Annotated in this window: 19 protein-coding genes; 5 read left to right on the top strand and 14 right to left on the bottom strand. The window is 54.6% G+C overall.

The window, feature by feature from the left end:
* Window positions 1-31: 31 nt before the first annotated feature.
* Entirely contained in the window at window positions 32-787 is a 756-nt protein-coding gene (locus TSA66_RS09435) for a substrate-binding periplasmic protein (RefSeq protein WP_157691644.1), read from the bottom strand.
* A gap of 188 nt (window positions 788-975) precedes the next feature.
* On the opposite strand from TSA66_RS09435, the gene TSA66_RS09430 reads away from it, so the two are divergent.
* Complete coding sequence (locus TSA66_RS09430; RefSeq protein WP_040039814.1) at window positions 976-1,293, top strand: hypothetical protein; 318 nt, start codon at window positions 976-978, stop codon at window positions 1,291-1,293.
* A 90-nt stretch (window positions 1,294-1,383) separates the two neighbouring features.
* Window positions 1,384-1,761, top strand: a complete 378-nt coding sequence (locus tag TSA66_RS09425) for a hypothetical protein (RefSeq protein ID WP_040039813.1) — start codon at window positions 1,384-1,386, stop codon at window positions 1,759-1,761.
* 24 nt (window positions 1,762-1,785) lie between these two features.
* Here the strand turns inward: TSA66_RS09425 and TSA66_RS28195 are convergent, their stop codons facing one another.
* The 6 genes from TSA66_RS28195 to TSA66_RS26830 all read right to left on the bottom strand — a co-directional run bounded on the left by TSA66_RS28195 (window position 1,786) and on the right by TSA66_RS26830 (window position 6,773).
* Window positions 1,786-2,226, bottom strand: a complete 441-nt coding sequence (locus TSA66_RS28195) for a J domain-containing protein (protein WP_040039812.1) — start codon at window positions 2,224-2,226, stop codon at window positions 1,786-1,788.
* 262 nt (window positions 2,227-2,488) lie between these two features.
* Window positions 2,489-3,613 (bottom strand): mechanosensitive ion channel family protein, encoded by a 1,125-nt coding sequence (locus TSA66_RS09415; protein ID WP_084199450.1) that lies wholly within the window; start codon window positions 3,611-3,613, stop codon window positions 2,489-2,491.
* A gap of 1,089 nt (window positions 3,614-4,702) precedes the next feature.
* Window positions 4,703-5,011 carry a hypothetical protein gene (locus TSA66_RS09410; RefSeq protein WP_040039811.1) on the bottom strand — a complete coding sequence of 103 codons (309 nt, stop codon included), beginning with the start codon at window positions 5,009-5,011 and terminating at the stop codon, window positions 4,703-4,705.
* Window positions 5,012-5,271: 260 nt separating this feature from the next.
* Window positions 5,272-5,529, bottom strand: coding sequence for a DUF1488 family protein (locus tag TSA66_RS09405; RefSeq protein WP_052452201.1), 258 nt, complete (start codon window positions 5,527-5,529; stop codon window positions 5,272-5,274).
* A 398-nt stretch (window positions 5,530-5,927) separates the two neighbouring features.
* A complete protein-coding gene (locus TSA66_RS09400) occupies window positions 5,928-6,335 on the bottom strand; it encodes a hypothetical protein (RefSeq protein ID WP_198358753.1) in 408 nt (135 codons plus the stop codon).
* A gap of 186 nt (window positions 6,336-6,521) precedes the next feature.
* Window positions 6,522-6,773, bottom strand: a complete 252-nt coding sequence (locus TSA66_RS26830; RefSeq protein ID WP_157691643.1) for a hypothetical protein — start codon at window positions 6,771-6,773, stop codon at window positions 6,522-6,524.
* A 370-nt stretch (window positions 6,774-7,143) separates the two neighbouring features.
* On the opposite strand from TSA66_RS26830, the gene TSA66_RS09395 reads away from it, so the two are divergent.
* Both TSA66_RS09395 and TSA66_RS09390 read left to right on the top strand, forming a co-directional pair.
* Window positions 7,144-7,374 carry a hypothetical protein gene (locus tag TSA66_RS09395; RefSeq protein WP_040039809.1) on the top strand — a complete coding sequence of 77 codons (231 nt, stop codon included), beginning with the start codon at window positions 7,144-7,146 and terminating at the stop codon, window positions 7,372-7,374.
* Window positions 7,375-7,577: 203 nt separating this feature from the next.
* Window positions 7,578-8,084: a glycine zipper 2TM domain-containing protein gene (locus TSA66_RS09390; protein ID WP_040039808.1), complete on the top strand. Its 507-nt coding sequence runs from the start codon at window positions 7,578-7,580 to the stop codon at window positions 8,082-8,084.
* A 25-nt stretch (window positions 8,085-8,109) separates the two neighbouring features.
* Here TSA66_RS09390 and TSA66_RS09385 read toward each other — a convergent pair whose 3' ends face one another.
* On the bottom strand, window positions 8,110-8,805 hold the full coding sequence (locus TSA66_RS09385; RefSeq protein WP_040039807.1) for a UPF0149 family protein: 696 nt from the start codon (window positions 8,803-8,805) through the stop codon (window positions 8,110-8,112).
* 272 nt (window positions 8,806-9,077) lie between these two features.
* On the opposite strand from TSA66_RS09385, the gene TSA66_RS26825 reads away from it, so the two are divergent.
* Window positions 9,078-9,704 (top strand): energy transducer TonB, encoded by a 627-nt coding sequence (locus TSA66_RS26825; protein WP_157691642.1) that lies wholly within the window; start codon window positions 9,078-9,080, stop codon window positions 9,702-9,704.
* Between the two features lie 118 nt (window positions 9,705-9,822).
* Here TSA66_RS26825 and TSA66_RS09375 read toward each other — a convergent pair whose 3' ends face one another.
* Genes TSA66_RS09375 through TSA66_RS09350 form a run of 6 tightly spaced genes read right to left on the bottom strand, consistent with a single transcriptional unit; the run spans window position 9,823 to window position 17,229 of the window.
* Window positions 9,823-14,109, bottom strand: a complete 4,287-nt coding sequence (locus tag TSA66_RS09375) for a pilus assembly protein (protein ID WP_040039805.1) — start codon at window positions 14,107-14,109, stop codon at window positions 9,823-9,825.
* A 9-nt stretch (window positions 14,110-14,118) separates the two neighbouring features.
* Entirely contained in the window at window positions 14,119-14,745 is a 627-nt protein-coding gene (locus TSA66_RS09370) for a pilus assembly PilX family protein (protein ID WP_040039804.1), read from the bottom strand.
* Window positions 14,742-15,803, bottom strand: a complete 1,062-nt coding sequence (locus tag TSA66_RS09365; protein WP_040039803.1) for a PilW family protein — start codon at window positions 15,801-15,803, stop codon at window positions 14,742-14,744. Before TSA66_RS09365 ends, TSA66_RS09370 begins: the two co-directional genes overlap by 4 nt.
* The gene (locus TSA66_RS09360; protein WP_040039802.1) at window positions 15,800-16,219 is read right to left on the bottom strand and encodes a type IV pilus modification PilV family protein; all 420 of its coding nucleotides are present in this window, start codon (window positions 16,217-16,219) and stop codon (window positions 15,800-15,802) included. The genes TSA66_RS09365 and TSA66_RS09360 overlap by 4 nt, the downstream gene beginning before the upstream one ends.
* Window positions 16,220-16,231: 12 nt before the next feature.
* A complete protein-coding gene (locus TSA66_RS09355; RefSeq protein WP_040042382.1) occupies window positions 16,232-16,756 on the bottom strand; it encodes a GspH/FimT family pseudopilin in 525 nt (174 codons plus the stop codon).
* An 11-nt stretch (window positions 16,757-16,767) separates the two neighbouring features.
* Window positions 16,768-17,229: a type IV pilin protein gene (locus TSA66_RS09350; RefSeq protein WP_269748370.1), complete on the bottom strand. Its 462-nt coding sequence runs from the start codon at window positions 17,227-17,229 to the stop codon at window positions 16,768-16,770.
* Window positions 17,230-17,441 lie beyond the last annotated feature (212 nt).

Raw genomic sequence — 17,441 nt, 5'->3', positions numbered from 1 at the left:
TGGCCGATACGCAAGCGCGAGGGGAGATGGTTCATCGCAGTGCCGTAGCCATGACCGCGGCGATATCGATAGTTTTCAAGCCTTCATTCAATGCCCGTCGTGCCTGTTCACCCGCCCGGTCGCGCCGGAAGCAGACGAACAGCGGCTTTTCTTCGAGCAAATGACTGTTGAACCGCAGTTGCGACGCAATTTTCCGGATCTGCGGATCGTTGCGCCTCAGGTACTCGAAAACCCTGCGGTCGATCACTGCCAGCGAAACCCGGCCAGCCGCCAGCTTGACCAGGTTCTGTACATCGTTATGCGCAGCATCGACCGGTTGCTGGTGTTCGCGCACACGCTGGTCCAGCTCGCGGGTATTGATATAGCCATCGACGACGCCGATGGTGTAACGGGACAATTCATCCAGGCGCTGCCAGCGAATCGGCATATCAGCCCGCTCGGCAAAGCCGAGGGGGCCGGTGCCGATGGGCTTTGACAGCAGGCAGTTCTGCGCAACATCGGCGGACATGTATTCCGGGAAGTACCCGACAAAGTCGGAGTCGCGGCCGGCTGCCGCGATCGTCCTGCGCCACGGGAAAAAATCCACCTGCAACTGGTAGCCCGCCGTCGCCAGCGCCGCCCGTATCACGGCCGTGCTCGCGCCTAAGGCGGAGAGATCCTTTCCCACGTAGGGCGGCCACTCCGACGACGCGAGCCGGATCACGGGCGCCCGGGAAGCCGGCGCTTGCGCAGCCGCTTCGGCTTGCGGTGGCAGCAGGCACAGCGCGGCAAGAACCCATTGCAACATGAAGCTCATCGGCAGGAACCATCCGTTAATCAATGCGAATCTGGCCCGGCAATGTCATATATCGCTGGCGACACTGCCAGCATCGGTTGATGCGTGCGTTTGAGTATTCTTCCTCCTCGTGCCTGAAATCGACGTGCAGAGGAACTCGCGCGTCATTACCCGGCCTAAGCATTCCATAAGGCAAATAAATGGAATCAGGAATGCAAGAATCTCTACAACAGCCGGACGATAAAGACATCCACTTGGATCAGATCGTCAATCTCGCCGAAAATGCCGCAGAAACCATTGAAAGACTACGTTCAGAGCTGCACAGGCGCGATCAACGGATCAGGCAGCTCGAACAGGCGGAGGCACAATTACGGCAAGCTGCGCAACGTTACCTGCGGATGAAGGCACAACTGGAAGCGCAATCGGAGGCAAAGGCCGGTTTTGCCGCGAACGGGACCATTTATCAAACCTTCGACGAGGCATTTGACGCCGCCTATCCGGGGACGGTGCCGGAATAAGCGCGGCGCATCGAAGACGCATTCCTTTATGTTGGTCCGGTGGAACGCAGGTGCGTGGTACGCGACTAAGTAATCGGAGGGATCGGTTTCATGGACAGCAACAACCCGCTGTGGCTGAAAAGGTTTTTTTCACGGCTTCAATACTTCTGGCGCCTGGCCATTCCATTTTGGATTTTCCGTGATGCCGGGCGGGGCACGGTCGAACAGCGTGCCGCCAACTATCGCTATAACCGGTCGCAGCGCAAGGTCCTGCCTTTCTACATGGGGAAGTGGGCAGGTATCGCGGCATGCATGATGCAGCTGACACGCGTGCTTTCGGACTTCATGGGAAAAACAGTGGCACAAAGCGCCGATCACTTGTGCGCGACCGTTTTTTGCGTTAGCGCCGGGATCGGGTTTGCGTTTTCCTGCATCGTCATCGCGATTCTCGTTACCGCGTATTTGTTCCTGACCTACGTCGAACGTTGATGCCGGCAAGTTGCGTGCTGCGCGTCACACCTTTCGGTATTTCGAGAAGCGGTCCGCAATCACGCGGGATATCTGCACGATGATGTCCCACGGCTTGAATACCCCCTTTTGCCGGCTGCGCGAGCGGCGGCTGGTGACGGGCCTGTGCTGCATCGCCGCATTGCGCATCGCGTTAAGGTCATCGGCGTCGGCCATGAAGCCGAAATTCGGCGCGCTATCGGCTTTCCTGAATTGCGCCGCTTCTTCCTTGGCGATCCATTCGTCATGTTCCTGGCGCTTGCGGGGATTGGACAGCACTTCATAAGCCGAGTTGATGATCTTGATGATGCGGATCGCGTCGGGGTTGCCGGGGTTGCGGTCGGGATGGTATTTCTGCGACAGGGTTTTATAGGCAGCACGGATGACTTCCGGAGGCGCGTTGCGTGCCACCTTCAGATTATCGTAATGCGTATGGATACGCGCCATTATTGTTTTGAATGGTAATGGTTGTCTGAGTAACTATAGATTATATTAAGACTAGCGAATATTGCTATTCCTGCTATATATCAACTAACAAAGTTTAACCTGTTATTCCCGGAACCTGGGCAACTACGTATTTCCCCACGTTAGCGGGAAAAATAATCGGCGAAGATGAGAGTGCCTTTATGCACTACGACTAAAAAGAAGACGCTACGGTAATCCCCCCCATCATTCACGTCGATTTGAAGTTGTTCAAGGCCATCAGGCCTCAATGCAATTCTCCCCCGTGTTGAGGTTCACTGCTTGGGCTGGCTTCGGCTCGTATCCTGGGCAAGTACTCGGGAAATTCGCGCTGAATGAAGCCGAGCAGGGCTTCGCGCAGTCGGCACCGCAAATCCCACAGACGGGCCGCATCGCCTGCGCTAACCAATACGCGCAACTGCATCGCATGTTCTCCCGCCTCGACGACTTGTATCAGGCACAAGCGTCCATCCCATTCGGGCGCGTCGTGGCAGGCGCGTTCGGCCTCCTGGCGAAGCGGCTCAAGCGGCATGCGGTAATCAACCCAAATGAGTACCGTGCCAAGGAGGTCGGAAGCGGTCTTTGTCCAATTCTGGAAAGGGTTTTCGATGAACCACTGCAGCGGGACAACCATGCTGCGCCGGTCCCACAAGCGCACGACGACATAAGTGCCGGTAATCTCTTCAACCTGTCCCCATTCGTTTTGCACAATGACTACGTCGTCGAGGCGGATCGGTTGTGTCAGCGCGATCTGCATTCCGGCAAGCAGATTCCCGAGAACGGGCTTCGCCGCAAAACCCACCACCAGACCAGCCACGCCGGCCGAGGCAAGCAAGCTGGTGCCGATCTGCCGCAGCAGCGGCAGAGTCATCAATGCCGTTCCGGTCCCAATCAGGACTATCAGCACCATTGCGGAGCGGGCCAGAACTTTGGTCTGGGTCTGAACGCGGCGCGCCTGCAGATTGTCCGGTGTATCAGCTGGGTTACGTTCAATGATGGTGTGGGCAATCGCGCGCACGCAGCGCACGCCCAGCCAAGTCAGGGCGCCGATAAGGCACAACGCGCTCAGATGAAGGGCCGCATTGATGCCCCACAGCGTGACGGGGGCGTTGCGCAAGATGATCTGAGCCGCCAGCAGAAACACGGCTAGGCCGCCGGCTCGGTGTCCGTACTCGACCAGGCGGCGTGAAAATGGCAGCGATGCCGTCAGACGCAGCAAGATCGACGTGCCCACATGATGTAATACCATCGTGGCGGACATTGCGATCAGCAACTGAAGCAGGATCACGGTCCACGGAATTTCGCGTATGAGCACGATCCATGGGCTGACGGCGTAGACGATTGTGGCGAGCCAATCAAATGAAGCGCTCATGCGTGGACAGCATCGACGACACGGGATCTGGGCAGCGAGTGGACTGAGTAAAGGCGCATGCTAAAGTAGATTGAAATGCGGCTGGAGTCGTTGCAGCAACCTAGAGGGCAGGCTGGACGATCGGCACAGCCGCCATGTCCAGCCACAATGTGGCTCGCTGCCTTGGTCAATGGCAGGCGAGCAGGCCGGGAGGCGGGAAAATACGGGGAATGACCGATGTGCCCGGTTCAGCGGCCCCGCGCGCGGTTGCCCCTCGTCGGGTTGGGATTGGGGATGGGCTCCTCTTCGGGCCGATCCGGGTCCGGCACCGGCTCTTCCGGATGTGACGGCTCAGGCGGAACCTGATGCTCTTCATATATCGCCATATTTCGCTCCTATCGGCTTATCCAATCATGCTACTCCCGGATCGCAGCCAGCTATATTGATAGAGCTCATGCACAGCCTCGCCTGGATGCGGGGGCAATAAAAGATGGAAGGGAGCCTGCTATTTTATGAAAATAAAAAAGGAAGATGTTTGTACGGCTTTCTTTATGAGATATACATAAATAGAATATCTGATATTGGAAGATGAAAGCGGACTTATGATTGGTGCTCCGGTATAGTTATCTCTGTCTCCTCCAACTCTCCTTGAATTGGATTTACCCGCAGCCGCAAGGTCTGCGGGTTTTTTTTTGCCTTTTAGATTTTGGCGGTAAACGCGATTGGGATTTCAATATCAGAGTCAGCAATATTGCCATATCCGTAAATTTCATCCGCTGGATGCGGACCTTGGCCTTTAAGTCTGCATGAAGGTGAAGGCAGCACTGCGAAGATGTGACATGCCGTGGAACAGGTGGGGGATATGGACGAAAGCCCGCACTGGTGGCAGACAATAAAGGAACTATTAACAAAGGAGCTATTGATGCATTCGCTTCAATAGCTCCTTTGTTCGATTCTGCATCAAGGCAACAAAATCAAGTTAAAACAATAGCTTGCGGAGTAACCCACATGGTTATCAACAAGCTTAACCACAGCTGCTGTGGAAAAGTAATTCTTCCATTCAATGGCCACGTCTATTTCAAACTGCACAGTTGGCCAAGTATGGATTAATTACGAAGATGCCTGCGGCTTTGGCTTGAATTGCTTGTCACTGATACGGAACTTGTTGCGACGGTCTCCCATTAACGTGCGTAGGTCCTTGATGCTAAGATCGGAAACCTCGTGCATGCGAATGAGGAGAGACGCTCCCACCGGCAACCTGCGATGGCGAATCTTGCTGATCAGCGGAGGCGCGACTTCAAGTGCACGGGACAGCGCGGCGTCGTTCTTGAGGTTGAGCTTTTCGATCAATGACTCCAGCAGATTGTTGGGATCGTACTGGAACTGCTCGGCAGCCTTTGTTTCGTTAGTTTCGTTCATCTGTCATCGTCCCCGTTTCTGGTTCAAGTTGAATCTATTCTGATTAAATATGCGGATATTTTTTTGAGAATTCTCAGAGGTGGTAATTTCTATACCGTCAGTTGAAGACGCGTCCAGCGCTTCGTCAATGACGACCACCGCACACCTTGCATAACGGCCTGCAAAAAACGGTGCGACAAAAATCCGCAATGACCGATGAAGTCAGCACAGACTTCGCTTCACAGCATCTCAGATTCATTTGGGCAGGTGCTTGGCGTGGCTCAAACAAAGTAAGCGGCGCCCAGAACCAGTGGAGAGCCACTGACGCCAGCCACTACCAGTCGCCGGGCGACGCTGTGGATCTGGTCTTCAAAACTGCGGTAGGTTTCCATGAAATCCTGCTGCCCGCCTTTCAGGCGACGCAGATGTGCCAGCGCATTTTTTGAAACGATGCATTCGCGGTCGACAAAACCAACTTCAACCGTGAATTTCACGCCTTCATCGGCAATTTGAGGATCTGCTGTCGTCTTGTTCACCATGTCTCCATATCCTTGTTAGAAGAGTTATTCGAATTTGTGCCTTCGATGGTAATGACCGACAGTGGTGAGGTTTTGATTGGCGTCAACTCCTTGAAGCGGCACGGCAGGGCGCGGGAAATGAGTGTGAAATAAGAGCGGCAACGGTGCCGATATTGATATGGGGGCCGCCGAAACATTGCTCCGGTAGCGCATCATTGCATGTTCAGACAGAAGCCTGAGGCATCGAAATCAACCGAGAATCAACGCCTCTAACAACAGCACGGAGCCAGACCGGTTTGAAGGGAAAGAACTACGTTTATGGCGATACGGTTGGTTTCGCCAACGCCAATGGAGAAAAGAATTGCGAGGCACGTGGGGACGTGCCGTGTCTGCAAAAATTGTTACCTGTGGATCACAAGCTATTTAGGCGCAGGTACTAACGTAATCACGTTGGTGGACGAAATCTGGTCCTGAATCTGTTCGATTTCGCCCAGCAAGTTCATCAGCAATTTTAACCATGGATAGCGTGCATAGCGGATCGCACGGTTCGACACTTCAAGATCCGCGATGAATTGCGGGGTCATGATATGCGGATGCCTGGTGCTGCATACCCCGCCATGCAATTGCGCGCGCTTGCCCAGATAGGCCAGCGCGCAAGCCCGCTTGTAGGCCATGATGCTGCCGTAGCGCTCGGCCAAGCCTTTCTCGTTCTGGCCGCGGGCGACCGACTGCGCATAGGCTTGCCAATCGCCTTCCCGGATTTCGATGGCGCACGATTTCGCCGCAATGCCGGAAACCGCTTCATCTGGATTGAACACTGCTGACACTTTTCCTCCCCGCCGTCGATGTTTGATTGAATCGCCGCTCCCCTTTGTCGAATCGGCGTTGTTTGACGTAGCATGAATTGGAAAAGTTCACTGAGGAAACAATCCCTTTTCATTGCCTCCTTGCGTACAGCCCAGACGCTTTATTTTTGCCATGCCATAGCGGTGCTGCGCCCTGTTACATACTTGTCAAAAATCAAGAACGGTGTGTTTGTTTCTGCAGAGGCTGGAAAAAAGCAGGAGGAAGGACAGACAAGCGTGATGTTGTTGAATATCATCAGCTTGGAGCGACGTCAGTTTGTAAGACGTCGAAGAAGTCCGAATTTTTGCCGGGCTTTTCACGCCCGCTTCAGATAGGGCTATACTTTTGTCAGCGCCTTTTGCGCGATCGTGGCTTGGTACTTTTTTCTTGGCGGCTGAATCATGAATGATGCAGAGCATATTGATGATCGTACTGCACCTGGCGGACGAGATGATGCCATGGCGCCGAGAACCATGGCTGCGCTAAAGCCGAAGGGCGCATGCTGGTATTGCAACACACCGCTTGATAACGTGCGGCGCTTTTGCAGCAAGTCATGTGCCGACGATTATCGGACCGAAGAAGAAGCATTCAACAATCCCTCCGCATAATCCTGCGAAGTAATCTCGCTGCTTTGCAATAAATTCTCCTCAAAGATTGAGCGGCAACAATAAGCCTGTACGGTTTCGTTCCAGTTTGCACAGAAAGTTGTCTCGCGTTTAAGCCTATCTTGGCCGACAGGATGACTTATTTACAAATTGGTCCGGCGTTGCCGGAAGATAGGAGTAAGAGATGACGCCGGAAGAAATTGTTGCCGATCTCAACAGCAAGAATCGGGATGCGCTATATGCACGCGACGACTATCGGAACCTCACGCATGAGCAAGTGCTGGCGCTGATGGATGCCGCTGCGATGCAGGGATTCAAGCTGGGAAGTAATGTTTCCTTGTCGATGGTAAAAGGCGCATTGCTGGTCCAATTGACGCGCACAGTTGGCGCACAAAAGGACCGATCCGGCGCTTGATTTGCCCGGATGACAAGTAAGCGCCGCAACGGCGCAATTAATCAGACCGGCTGATCCGAAGTGAATTGTCGCGCATCCTACAGTTTTGTATTTTTGCAGAACGATACTGGACGATACACATCGTTACATTTTCCTGTATGACATTTGAATGTTTCCTGCGTTTAACCACGTAGTATGATTCGGTTTCAAACGGGAGGCATTTAATGAACATGCAAGTCAAGGCGGCAGTCGCAGCTGTCTGTTTCGGCGTTTTGTCGGTCGCGGTCGCCAACGATTTTGAAGACAGCGCACGCGTCGTCAGCGTCAACCCACAAGTCGAACAAGTTAATCAGCCGCGGCAAGAGTGCCGCACTGAATATGTCACCACACAGCGCCAACCCCAGCGCAGCATGGGCGGCTCAATTATCGGCGGCATTGCCGGCGGCATTCTCGGCAACCAGGTGGGTGGTGGTAACGGACGCACGGCCGCCACCGCGGCCGGTGCCATCGCTGGAGCGATCGTCGGCGACCGTATGGAAAACAATACTGGTGGTGGCGCGGTCATGGAGCAGCAACCGGTGCAGCGCTGCGTGATGGTCGACAATTGGCAAACGCGTACCAATGGCTACGCAGTCACCTATGAATATCGCGGCCATACCTATACCTCGGTCATGCCCTACGATCCGGGCCAGCGTTTGCGCGTAAGGGTGTCGGTGCTGCCGCTGCCTTAATCGGGCAAGTCGGGGCAAGAGCTTATTACTCTGCCAGGTCGGCGCCGCAGCATTTCTTGAATTTCTTGCCGCTGCCGCACGGGCAGGGATCATTGCGGCCCACTTTCGGCGTGTCGCGTTGTACCTGCTGTACCGCCGATTTGCGATGCGGCTGCCAGAAACGATGAATATGCGGGATTGCCGCTTCCATTTCCAGCGCCAGCTTGTGGCGCTTGGCCGGTGTGTCGACCAGCGCCATTTCCTCTTCCTCGATTTCTTCGGCGCCAAGCAGGTAGATCGGACGCACCATCTCCGCGATATTCGCGTTCCAGATCGGCTCCCATGCTTCGGCGCGCAGGTTCATCCCTTCCCAGAATCCCCAAGCCCAGGCGTCGCCATCGAGAAGCGTGCGGCCGTCGACTTCATGTTCGCAGAATAGCGGTTCAAATTCCTTGGGCGCGACTTCGAAGGTGATCGCCACCTCATTCATGAAACGCGCGATCAGGCCGGTGATGCGTTCGCTTTCCTTGGGTGTCTTGAACTTCGGGCCTTCCGCGCCAAACGAGCCCCACACGCGCGGCAGCCATTCCGGCATCAGCACTTCCTCCGGTCCGATCGCCAGCGCGGTGAGGTAGCCATGCAGCGAATCCATCGTCATGCCATCGTCGGCGCAACGGTCGGAGAGCAGGAACTGGTCGAGTTCCTTGAATTCTTTGTCGGAGAGGGGTTCGTCGAAGTGCATATCAATTGTTTGGCGAGGATGCGGATGAACGGGAGTGTACCTTAGTGCTGGCCTCGGCAGCCACTGGGCGAGTGTGACAACGCGCATATTCCATGGCGCCAGATTCCACAACGGCTTCGTCTTGACGTGAAACGCGGTGGCATGGTCCACTATCGACTCATCGAAATATGCTGACATGCAAATCTAACGGAAACCGGTAATCCTCGGTGCGTCACGAAATCCGTCTCTACGCCGTCATTACAGAAATGGTGGAACACCATTCGGCTCAATAAATGTCAACACATCTGAACCAGGCATATCGTCATTGGGCGCTGATACTGACGTTGATAATGCATCTCTTTGTGCTCTTCGGCATTGGCGTTCGAGGCAGCTCCTCGGATGACATGAAATCAAATATTAGGGGAGCGTCAGAAAGCCTGAAAGTCGTTGTTATTGAAGCGTCGTCTGCATTGTCGGACGTTCCTCCTGCAGGCAAAGATCAACCTCATATTAAGCTGGAGCGCATGCCGGAAAAATCGACTCGAACCGAGGCTCGTTCTCCCAAGGCGTCCTACGCGATCGTCGAGTTTTCCTCGACGCAGGAACCGTATTATTTTAAAGCCAGCGAACTTGATGAGAAGCCACAGGTATTGGCAGATATTGCATCCGATCTCGCCAGTCGCTTGACTGGCGAGCTGCCCCAATCAGGAGTCCTGCGGCTGCTTATAAATGAGCGCGGTGAAATTGATCAAGTCGTCATTGACGAATCCGGTTTCTCGGAAGCGAATCAGCGTCTTGTGCAGGACGCGTTTTCGAAAATGAAATTCCATGCGGGGAAGATTGCTGGCAATCCGGTGAAGAGTGAACTGAAGATCGAAATTTCGCTTGAAAATATCGTCGCTCGCCCCTATTCGGAGTGAGGAGCCGTACGTCCTTGCAACTCAGAGATCAAAACTAAAAAGCCTCCACAAAAATTGCGGAGGCTTTTTAAATGCGCATTCGAGTTGCTACCGTTTATAAAATGGCAGACAAAGCACTTTATTGAATCAACTCGCGCCAGATCACTCTCTTTCCTACAAAACCGGTAGAGCCTTCAGTCTGAGGCGGTGGTACCGGCGGCGGATCAGGTGTCGGATCGTCTGCCCGTACGGCGGAAACGACTCGGCCTCCATTCGTGTAAATAACGTTGATACCGACAATCGGTGCATCATATTTTTGTGAAACGACGCCCGTTATATTGGTTCCGGTCCTGTAATCAAAATAGTTGAGCCATCCATAACCGCCAGGCGAGCAGACTGCATTCGACGTCACCGTGCTTGGCACGATCAGCAAAGCGGAATCCAAAACCGGATCGACGTGGACGCGCTCGCGGCTATCCGGCAGGTCAGCATACCAGCCAAGACCGGTGGTGAAATCTACTGCATTGGACGACGCAGTGCGTGTGCCATCAGCTGTAGGTGCAGAGATGGTTTGCTGTACGAGGTTCAGGCGCGGGTTGTCCAAAGTCGTGGTGGCATCGTCATCCTTGATTGCATAGATGGTTTGCGTCTGGGTGTTTTCGAGGTCTGATAGCTCCAGATATTTGCCGGTTCCGACGAACACAACACGCTTGCCCTTGATGCGTCCCAGTTCTGGTCTGGTGGTAATCGGTTGGGTCCTTGCGGAGGCGCCAGTTGAATCCTTTAAAACGGCAAACTTCGATTTAGTTTCGGAATTGATGTCGAAACGCCAGAGATTACCCAACAGGTCACCGGCGTAAGCGTAAACCGACATATTGTTCTTGTCCGGGTCGTCGCCCCAGTTTGCGATTCGGCCCAGCCCACTGGGTGTCGTGGGATCGCCAATGCCTGTTGCTATCCTGCTGATGTGCGCGCCGGTCAACGCATTACGCACATAAAGGTAACCTTGACCATCGCCCGGGTTGGTATTGTTGTAGCCGGAGGAAAGAAGCACAACCCATGTGCCATCCGATTTCTTGGTAATCACCGGATATCCAAAACTATAGCCAAGATTGGGTTCGGTGTTTGAATCGATTTCCCACAACAATGTCGGGGTAGTCGGATCGGTGATGTCGAGTGCGTAATAACCGCGTCCGCCGCCATTGAGTCCGCCCACGAGGATCGTATGCCAGCTGCTCGTGGCGCTGTCATAGACGTCACCGATGATCGGCCGCCCGTTGACATAATTGGTGTGCATGGTGGCGTAATTTTTGTCAGCCAGTTTCCACATGTTGGGTATGACCATACTCGGAACGTACGCCCAGCGTTCTGTTCCGTTACTGGCGTCAAAGGCGTGCAGCATGCCGTCGTTGGTGCCGATGTAGACGGTCTTGGGACGGTTGATTTTTGCGGCTTTGAAGTCGCTATAACCCGTATCGGTGTAGTTGAAGTACGGTTGTCCGACAAAAGCTGGCTGGGATTCGAGTGCATCACCCAGTGTGGCCTCGCGGTATCGGAACAGCCGGTTGTCGGTAACCTGGGCTCCATTGATCGTGACATTGCTTGTTCGATCTTCATAGCCTGTCTGGCCACGCAGGAAGTTCACTAAATTACCGGGCACATTGGACTTCTGAGTCGCATCAAGGTCCGCCCACTGGCTCAGGGATGTCCCGGTAAAGTACGCCTTCTGCGCGTCCGACAAATTGTTGTACGTGAAGTCAACCAGGCTTGAACCATTCGACATATAGATTCTTCTTGTGTCGGCGGCGGGGGCGACCTTCGAAGCCATCGTGCCAGTACAGGCGACAGGCTGCTGGACTTTGCAGTTCGTGCCGTCGAGTGTGCCGCTGCAGGTGTCCGCTGTGGAGTTCGGCGTGACACAGTAATATGCCGTGCTGCCACCGCTGGTATCGGTGACGAACGTGCTGGGTGAGGTGCATGTTTCGGCAACGACGTTTTCCACACACCAGGTTGCAGTTCGGCTGACCGCTCCGGTATTGGTATCGATCGTGCGTGATTCGAGGTTCCCCTTCCATTTCACCGTTGTATAACTTGCGACAAACGCATAGTTATCTCCTGCGACCGGGTTCAAGGTACTGGTCGCAGCTGCGGCGCCGGCACCGACTTTGGAATTGAGGGCAGAGAGGGCCCCATTCAGCCCGCTGGTCAGTTGGGCCGGATCCTTGGCGCTGAAATAGGTTCCCGCGCCATTGACTGCCGCATGCCACAAGTCGTCCACCGCGGTTTCCGAATCCGCGCTTGGTACGGGCCAGTTCACAACAGGCGATCCTGTACCTTTCGCGAGATTACTGTAGTCGCCCGAAGTGGCAGTTTTGTAATCGCTTGTATAGTTCAACGTGCCATCCACTCCGAGGCCGAGAGTGAACGTCGTCATGTGCTGGGTCTTCTTGTTATCGGTGTCGCTCTTGAATACGTTATCTTCGCAGACGTCGGTCCCGAGAGCGCCGGTACAGTTGCCAAATGCAGCATTGCGTAGATCGGTGTCGTAATAATATTTAGCGACGTCAGCGAGGGTGTTGTAAGTCGCGGTCGGACCCTCGTACATCGGACGAGCCGTGGTGCCACCATCCTGATCGCCAATATTCGTGCCGTCGATCTTTTTAATGTCCGAGCCATTGTTTCCGGTAGTCGGATAATAGCTGTTGGTCGACGAATTGTAGTTGTCGGTATTCCAGTAACCGTCGGTGGTGAGCAACGTGAAGTTCTGCTGGCAGGAATACTGTACCGGATCATCTGAGCCGACCGGCTTCTTTCCAGCAAAAATCAACCCCACCCGGGCAAGCGCCGAGCGCAATGGTGTGCCGTTTGCCGGATTCATTGAAAACAGCTTTTGGTACCACAAATCCTTGGCATTTCCCGTACCGGCATCGAATTTCGCGATAGGTAAGTAGTTATTGCCCCAAATATCGATGAAGCCGACGCGATACCGGTTGTCGATCGGCTTGAAGGACCGGCTCGCCGCGGTCTTCATCGACTGCATGCGGGTCTGGTAGTAGGTCCACCAGTTGGCGAAGTTGGTCATTTCCTCGTCATAGGTGCAGTACGAGGTGCTGGTGGTGCAGTCACTGCGACCGGCGCTACGGGGGTAGGTATTGCCGGGAACGATGTCCGTGCGGACGAATCCCGGGTAGTCGGACGCAGGGATCGCTGCGCGATAATTACTGAAGCTGGCGTTGGCCGGGTCGATCGAAACGCTACAGGTTCCCTTCTTGCCGGAATACGTGAAATTGCCCAAAGTGACGCCAGCAGTTAAATTCCCCGCAGAGACAGGGGCGGTAATGGTAATTTTATTGGACGAGGCCACTGATGCGGTGTAACCACTGCCACCGTTATTGATCTGGTCGCGAATCGAGGTCGCCAGCGTGCTTGAATAACTCGTGGACGTTGTCGCTGAACTGATGATGTTGGTATTGCCGACATTGACGCTCCCGACCTTGACGGTTTTTACATCGGTGCATGACACGTTGACGTCGAACGTCGCCGATGCCGGCACAGCGGGAGAACCTGCATTGCCAGCCGAGGAAGGAAATTTCGTCGGATAACGTGCATACGTGAAGGACGATGTCCGCAATCCCTGGCAAGAGCCGGCTGCCGGCGTGGCGGCTGTCGCGTTTGCCTCAGTATTGCACCAGCGTACCTTGGCGGGATAGTTGAAATTACCCCCCTGAGTTGACTGGCAGTTGGTCAGTTTCGACGAGTCGCAGTATTCCGCGGGGATAATCCTGTAATAATGCGGCCCCCACGTCCTGGACAGCGTCATGGGGGAGTTCGTCATGCCGGTAGCAACACTGCCGCTGCCGTTCGACGTCGTGGTATGCATGCGGCTGTAGGTTTTCCCGTTGACGACGCCTGGCAGAATGTAATTATCGTTTCTCAGGCAATCCGTATAGCTGGTGTCAGTGCACCATTCGACATCCACATAACCGGTGACCAAGTTGGTCGAACCGGTGCTTTGCACACCATAGGCATCATTCTTTACCGAAGTCCAGGTGGTCTGGCTTGGCTTGCTGGTGCCGTCGAAATTGACGGCCGGGACGTATCGAATTTCAGGGTTGTAGTAGACCCCGTTAAAGTCCGGGCTCTGAAACGGCGGCTGATTCACACATGCCTTGTCATAAGCGCCGGTTGTGTTTTTGCATAAATTATCATTTGCCCAGTCGGGCAAATAATTCCAGCCCATACTGCCTGAGCTGTCAAGCACGAACATCAAATTCGGCAGCACCGTGGTATTAGTGGCGGTCGCCAACGGCGTCGTCGCGAGCGAAACCGAGGCGGACAGGGCGGGCAGCGGCAGGGCGATGCTGAGGGAAAGCGCAATGCACGTCATCGTTCGTGCGGCAGGGCGAAGGAGCGGATTTCGTTTCATGGCGGCTTCCTAGTAAATGAATGCCTGGACATAGCTCACGGTATTTCTCGGGCCCGTGACTCTGACGGTAACGCGATTAAGGGGATGTTTCCCGCCCTTTTTCGGATACGGTTGGCCGGTATTGTGCGAATCGGTATCACTGGTCTCATCGCTGAACATGCAATTCGCGTCCGACAAGACCTCATTGGGATTGCGGCACATGCGCTGGATGATGTAGCGGATGGAATTGCCACTGGCATCGGTGCCAGCGTTCGCGCTGACGTTGTTGGCCCATGTCGCGTCCGCCATCAAGTTCAGCGCGGGATCCACGCTGGAATAGTAGCCTGCCGCGGCGTTGTCGTTATTGAACGCATGGGACGGGTCGAGAAAGGGATCCTGGGACGCCCCGGTCGCATTGGCATTGACCTGCTTCATCCAGGCAATGGCGCTCTCCAGTCCGCCATTGGCGGACGCGGTTGCTGCCTGCTTGAATGCGAGGTTGCCGGAAATGACAGTGTTGGTATCAACGGAGCGCACCAGCGCGACGGCGGCAAGCATGATGGCCACCATCGCGATAAGAGCGACGACAAGAACCGCTCCGCGCTGCTTTTTAGCGAGCCCGGGATGCTCCTCGAAAGTTCGACGTAGTGGTTTCATAGCGTGTCACTGGACCAGATCATGGTGCGTAAAGGGACAATGGTTTCAAAGACGCGATAGCGGTAACGCCGCCAGTTCGGGTTATCCGTACCGTCTTGGTTCTTGCTCAGGTCGATCGCCGGGGCAGGGTTGTCCGTGGTCCCGGCCCAGGCGCACAGGCCGGTTGGCGAGTCTGCGGTTAAGGAGCTGCACGGAGCGGAGACGTTGTCTTTCTCCAGCAAGCCGTTGCGCGCTACGACGGCTATGCGAATGGCCTTGATCCGGTTGCGATTGTCGACAGTGGGCGCACTCCAGGTGGCACCGCTGGCATCGACCCATGCCGTCACCTGGTTTTGGTTGGGCGCGTCTGAAATCCCGTATTGCGCCTGAATGTTGACGATGCCGGGCACGCTCGCTACGCCGTTTTCCGTTAGGCTATTGCCGCTTACTTGGTATTGCATCTCGTGCCAGCCAGTCATGCAGCCGAGGGTGGCGCCGGTCATGACGCCGGTCGCATTTGCCAAGGTGATCTGTGTTGTCCCGGTAATCGCGGTCGCCTTCGTCATTACGCATGAAGTGCCGTTCGTGACGATCGCGATGTCGTTGGCCTGACAACCCAGATTATTGGCTACGCTCAGATCATTTCCGACTACGTTGGAGATCGTGGCCGGAATGCCTCCCGTCGCGGAATTGCCACTGTGGATGATGATTTGATCGCTGGCGCCTGCGGCATTTCCGCCATCGATAATAGAAATCGGAAATATGCCTATGTTGGGCGTGGCTGCGTCGCCATCGTGATCAACCGTCGGGGATGGGGCGCAATGGAGCGGCTGATTCTGGTGGCTGAAGACAGGCAAACCATATCCGGCAATCTGAACTTGGCGCTGTATGGTGTACAGCGCGATGCTGCCGTTGGTTTGCGCATCGGCGTTACCGCTGGTTGTACGCTTTTGGCCTTCAAAATTGGTCATCACCTGCATGATGACCAGGGTGGTGACCAGGCCGATCACCAGCGCCACCATGATTTCGACCAGGCCAAAACCAGCTTGGCGAATGGAGGAATGATGATTCGTCATCATAATGTCGATCCTCCGGCGACCCAGTCAACAATAGTGACGTTATGCGTCGTAGCGGCTCCAGGAACTTGCCAGGTGACCGTGACGATAAAACAGGACGGGTCGCCGTTGCAGGTGCCTCCGCCTCTGATCGTGCTTCGCTTACCGTTGGGCAGGCCGGACGACGCCGATATATCGGTATTTTCTTCCGCATACATGGAGAGCTTATCTTGATCTACCCAAAGCTCACCCAATCTCTTCTGGGCGATGGATGCAGCTTCTGCCCGGTACTTCGCTTCAGTCGTGTCCTTGATCATGGCTGCCTGTAGGCCAACGACGCCAAGTATGCCGAATGAAAAAATCAGGATGGCGACCAATACTTCCAGCAAGGCGATACCATGCTGAGAGACATACGAAGGAAGAGATGTTGGTTTTTTCATTGCTGGCTTTCTCTAGCATGCGCGCGTGTCTGGCGACGCTACGTTCGGGTCACACATACGCACGCTGCCACCGACGTCGACCGTAATCCGCAGATCTCTGCTCTGTGCGGCAGGCAGTACGGCGGAATTCATATCGACATTTATCGAGGTAAAAGAGGCGCCGCCCGCCGGAACAGGAGCGGTCATCCGGCCGAGGCTATTGAAAACGATCGGTGTCCCGTCAGTGGCCGTTACTGTGACTGCGCTGGAAGAACCCTCTTTGGCGGCCCGGCTTTGGATGACTGAAGGGCAGCCAGTGACGGCGTTGACACATCCTATTGTCCAGCTCGACCCGGTACCCAAAGTGAACTGCACAAAAGTATTGCGCGTGACAGCTTCGGAGCGAGCCAGCTGCAGACCGTTCTGTATCGACTCGGCAGCATTGCGGATTTTCGAATTCTGAATAAACGTGCTAAAGCTAGGTACACCCACGGCAAGCAGTAATGCAGCGATCGTTAGCCCGACCATGAGCTCGATCAGGCTGACGCCGTTCTGCATTTTCCTCGGGGTTAGCATTGGCCGCCTTTGTTGGTGATCCAGCAGTTGTCGGCCGCCGTATTACCGGTCCAGCCAGAGGGTGCTCCGGTATCGACCGTGGTCCATTTTTGATTGCTCTCATTAATGAAGTACGTAAAGCCGGTCATCTGTCCCTTGCCCACTGCCCGGAGTCTGAAGGTCGTATCTGTCGGGGCGGGGTTGCAGTCAAAATCGAATGATTTGCTGGTGGTGGAATCGGTTGCAGCACAGAGAGGGGCGTTTTGGTAGGTGCGATTATCCTGAAACCACTGTTCCATCTGTATTCGCTTGGCGGCCAGCGTGGACGTGGCGTCCGGAACTCTCCCGCGAGTGACATAGTTGGAATACGATGGCAGTGCGATTGTGCTCAGGATGCCAATAATTGCAACGACGATCATCAGTTCAATCAGCGTAAAACCGCTTGATCGCATCATTGGAGCTTTGGTACGGTTCATTACTTCTTCCTTTGATTTTTCAAGTGAGGCTGACGTACACCATAGCTGCAGCTATATGGCAACGGGCTAAATGTAATTACCACCCTTCAACATTACCTTATATTAACCAGTTGAAATAATGAAAGATTTGCCCGACGGACGGCTTTTTCCAAAGGGTGAATGGCATTAGAAATGTTGTGTATGAACAGTATTGTTGTTTTATTAAATTTTTG

The organism is Noviherbaspirillum autotrophicum (genome assembly GCF_000818395.1).
GTDB classification, from domain to species: Bacteria; Pseudomonadota; Gammaproteobacteria; order Burkholderiales; family Burkholderiaceae_D; genus Noviherbaspirillum; species Noviherbaspirillum autotrophicum.
The sequence above is the reverse complement of the archived record's forward strand: the minus strand, read 5'-3'. Positions and strand labels throughout refer to the sequence as shown.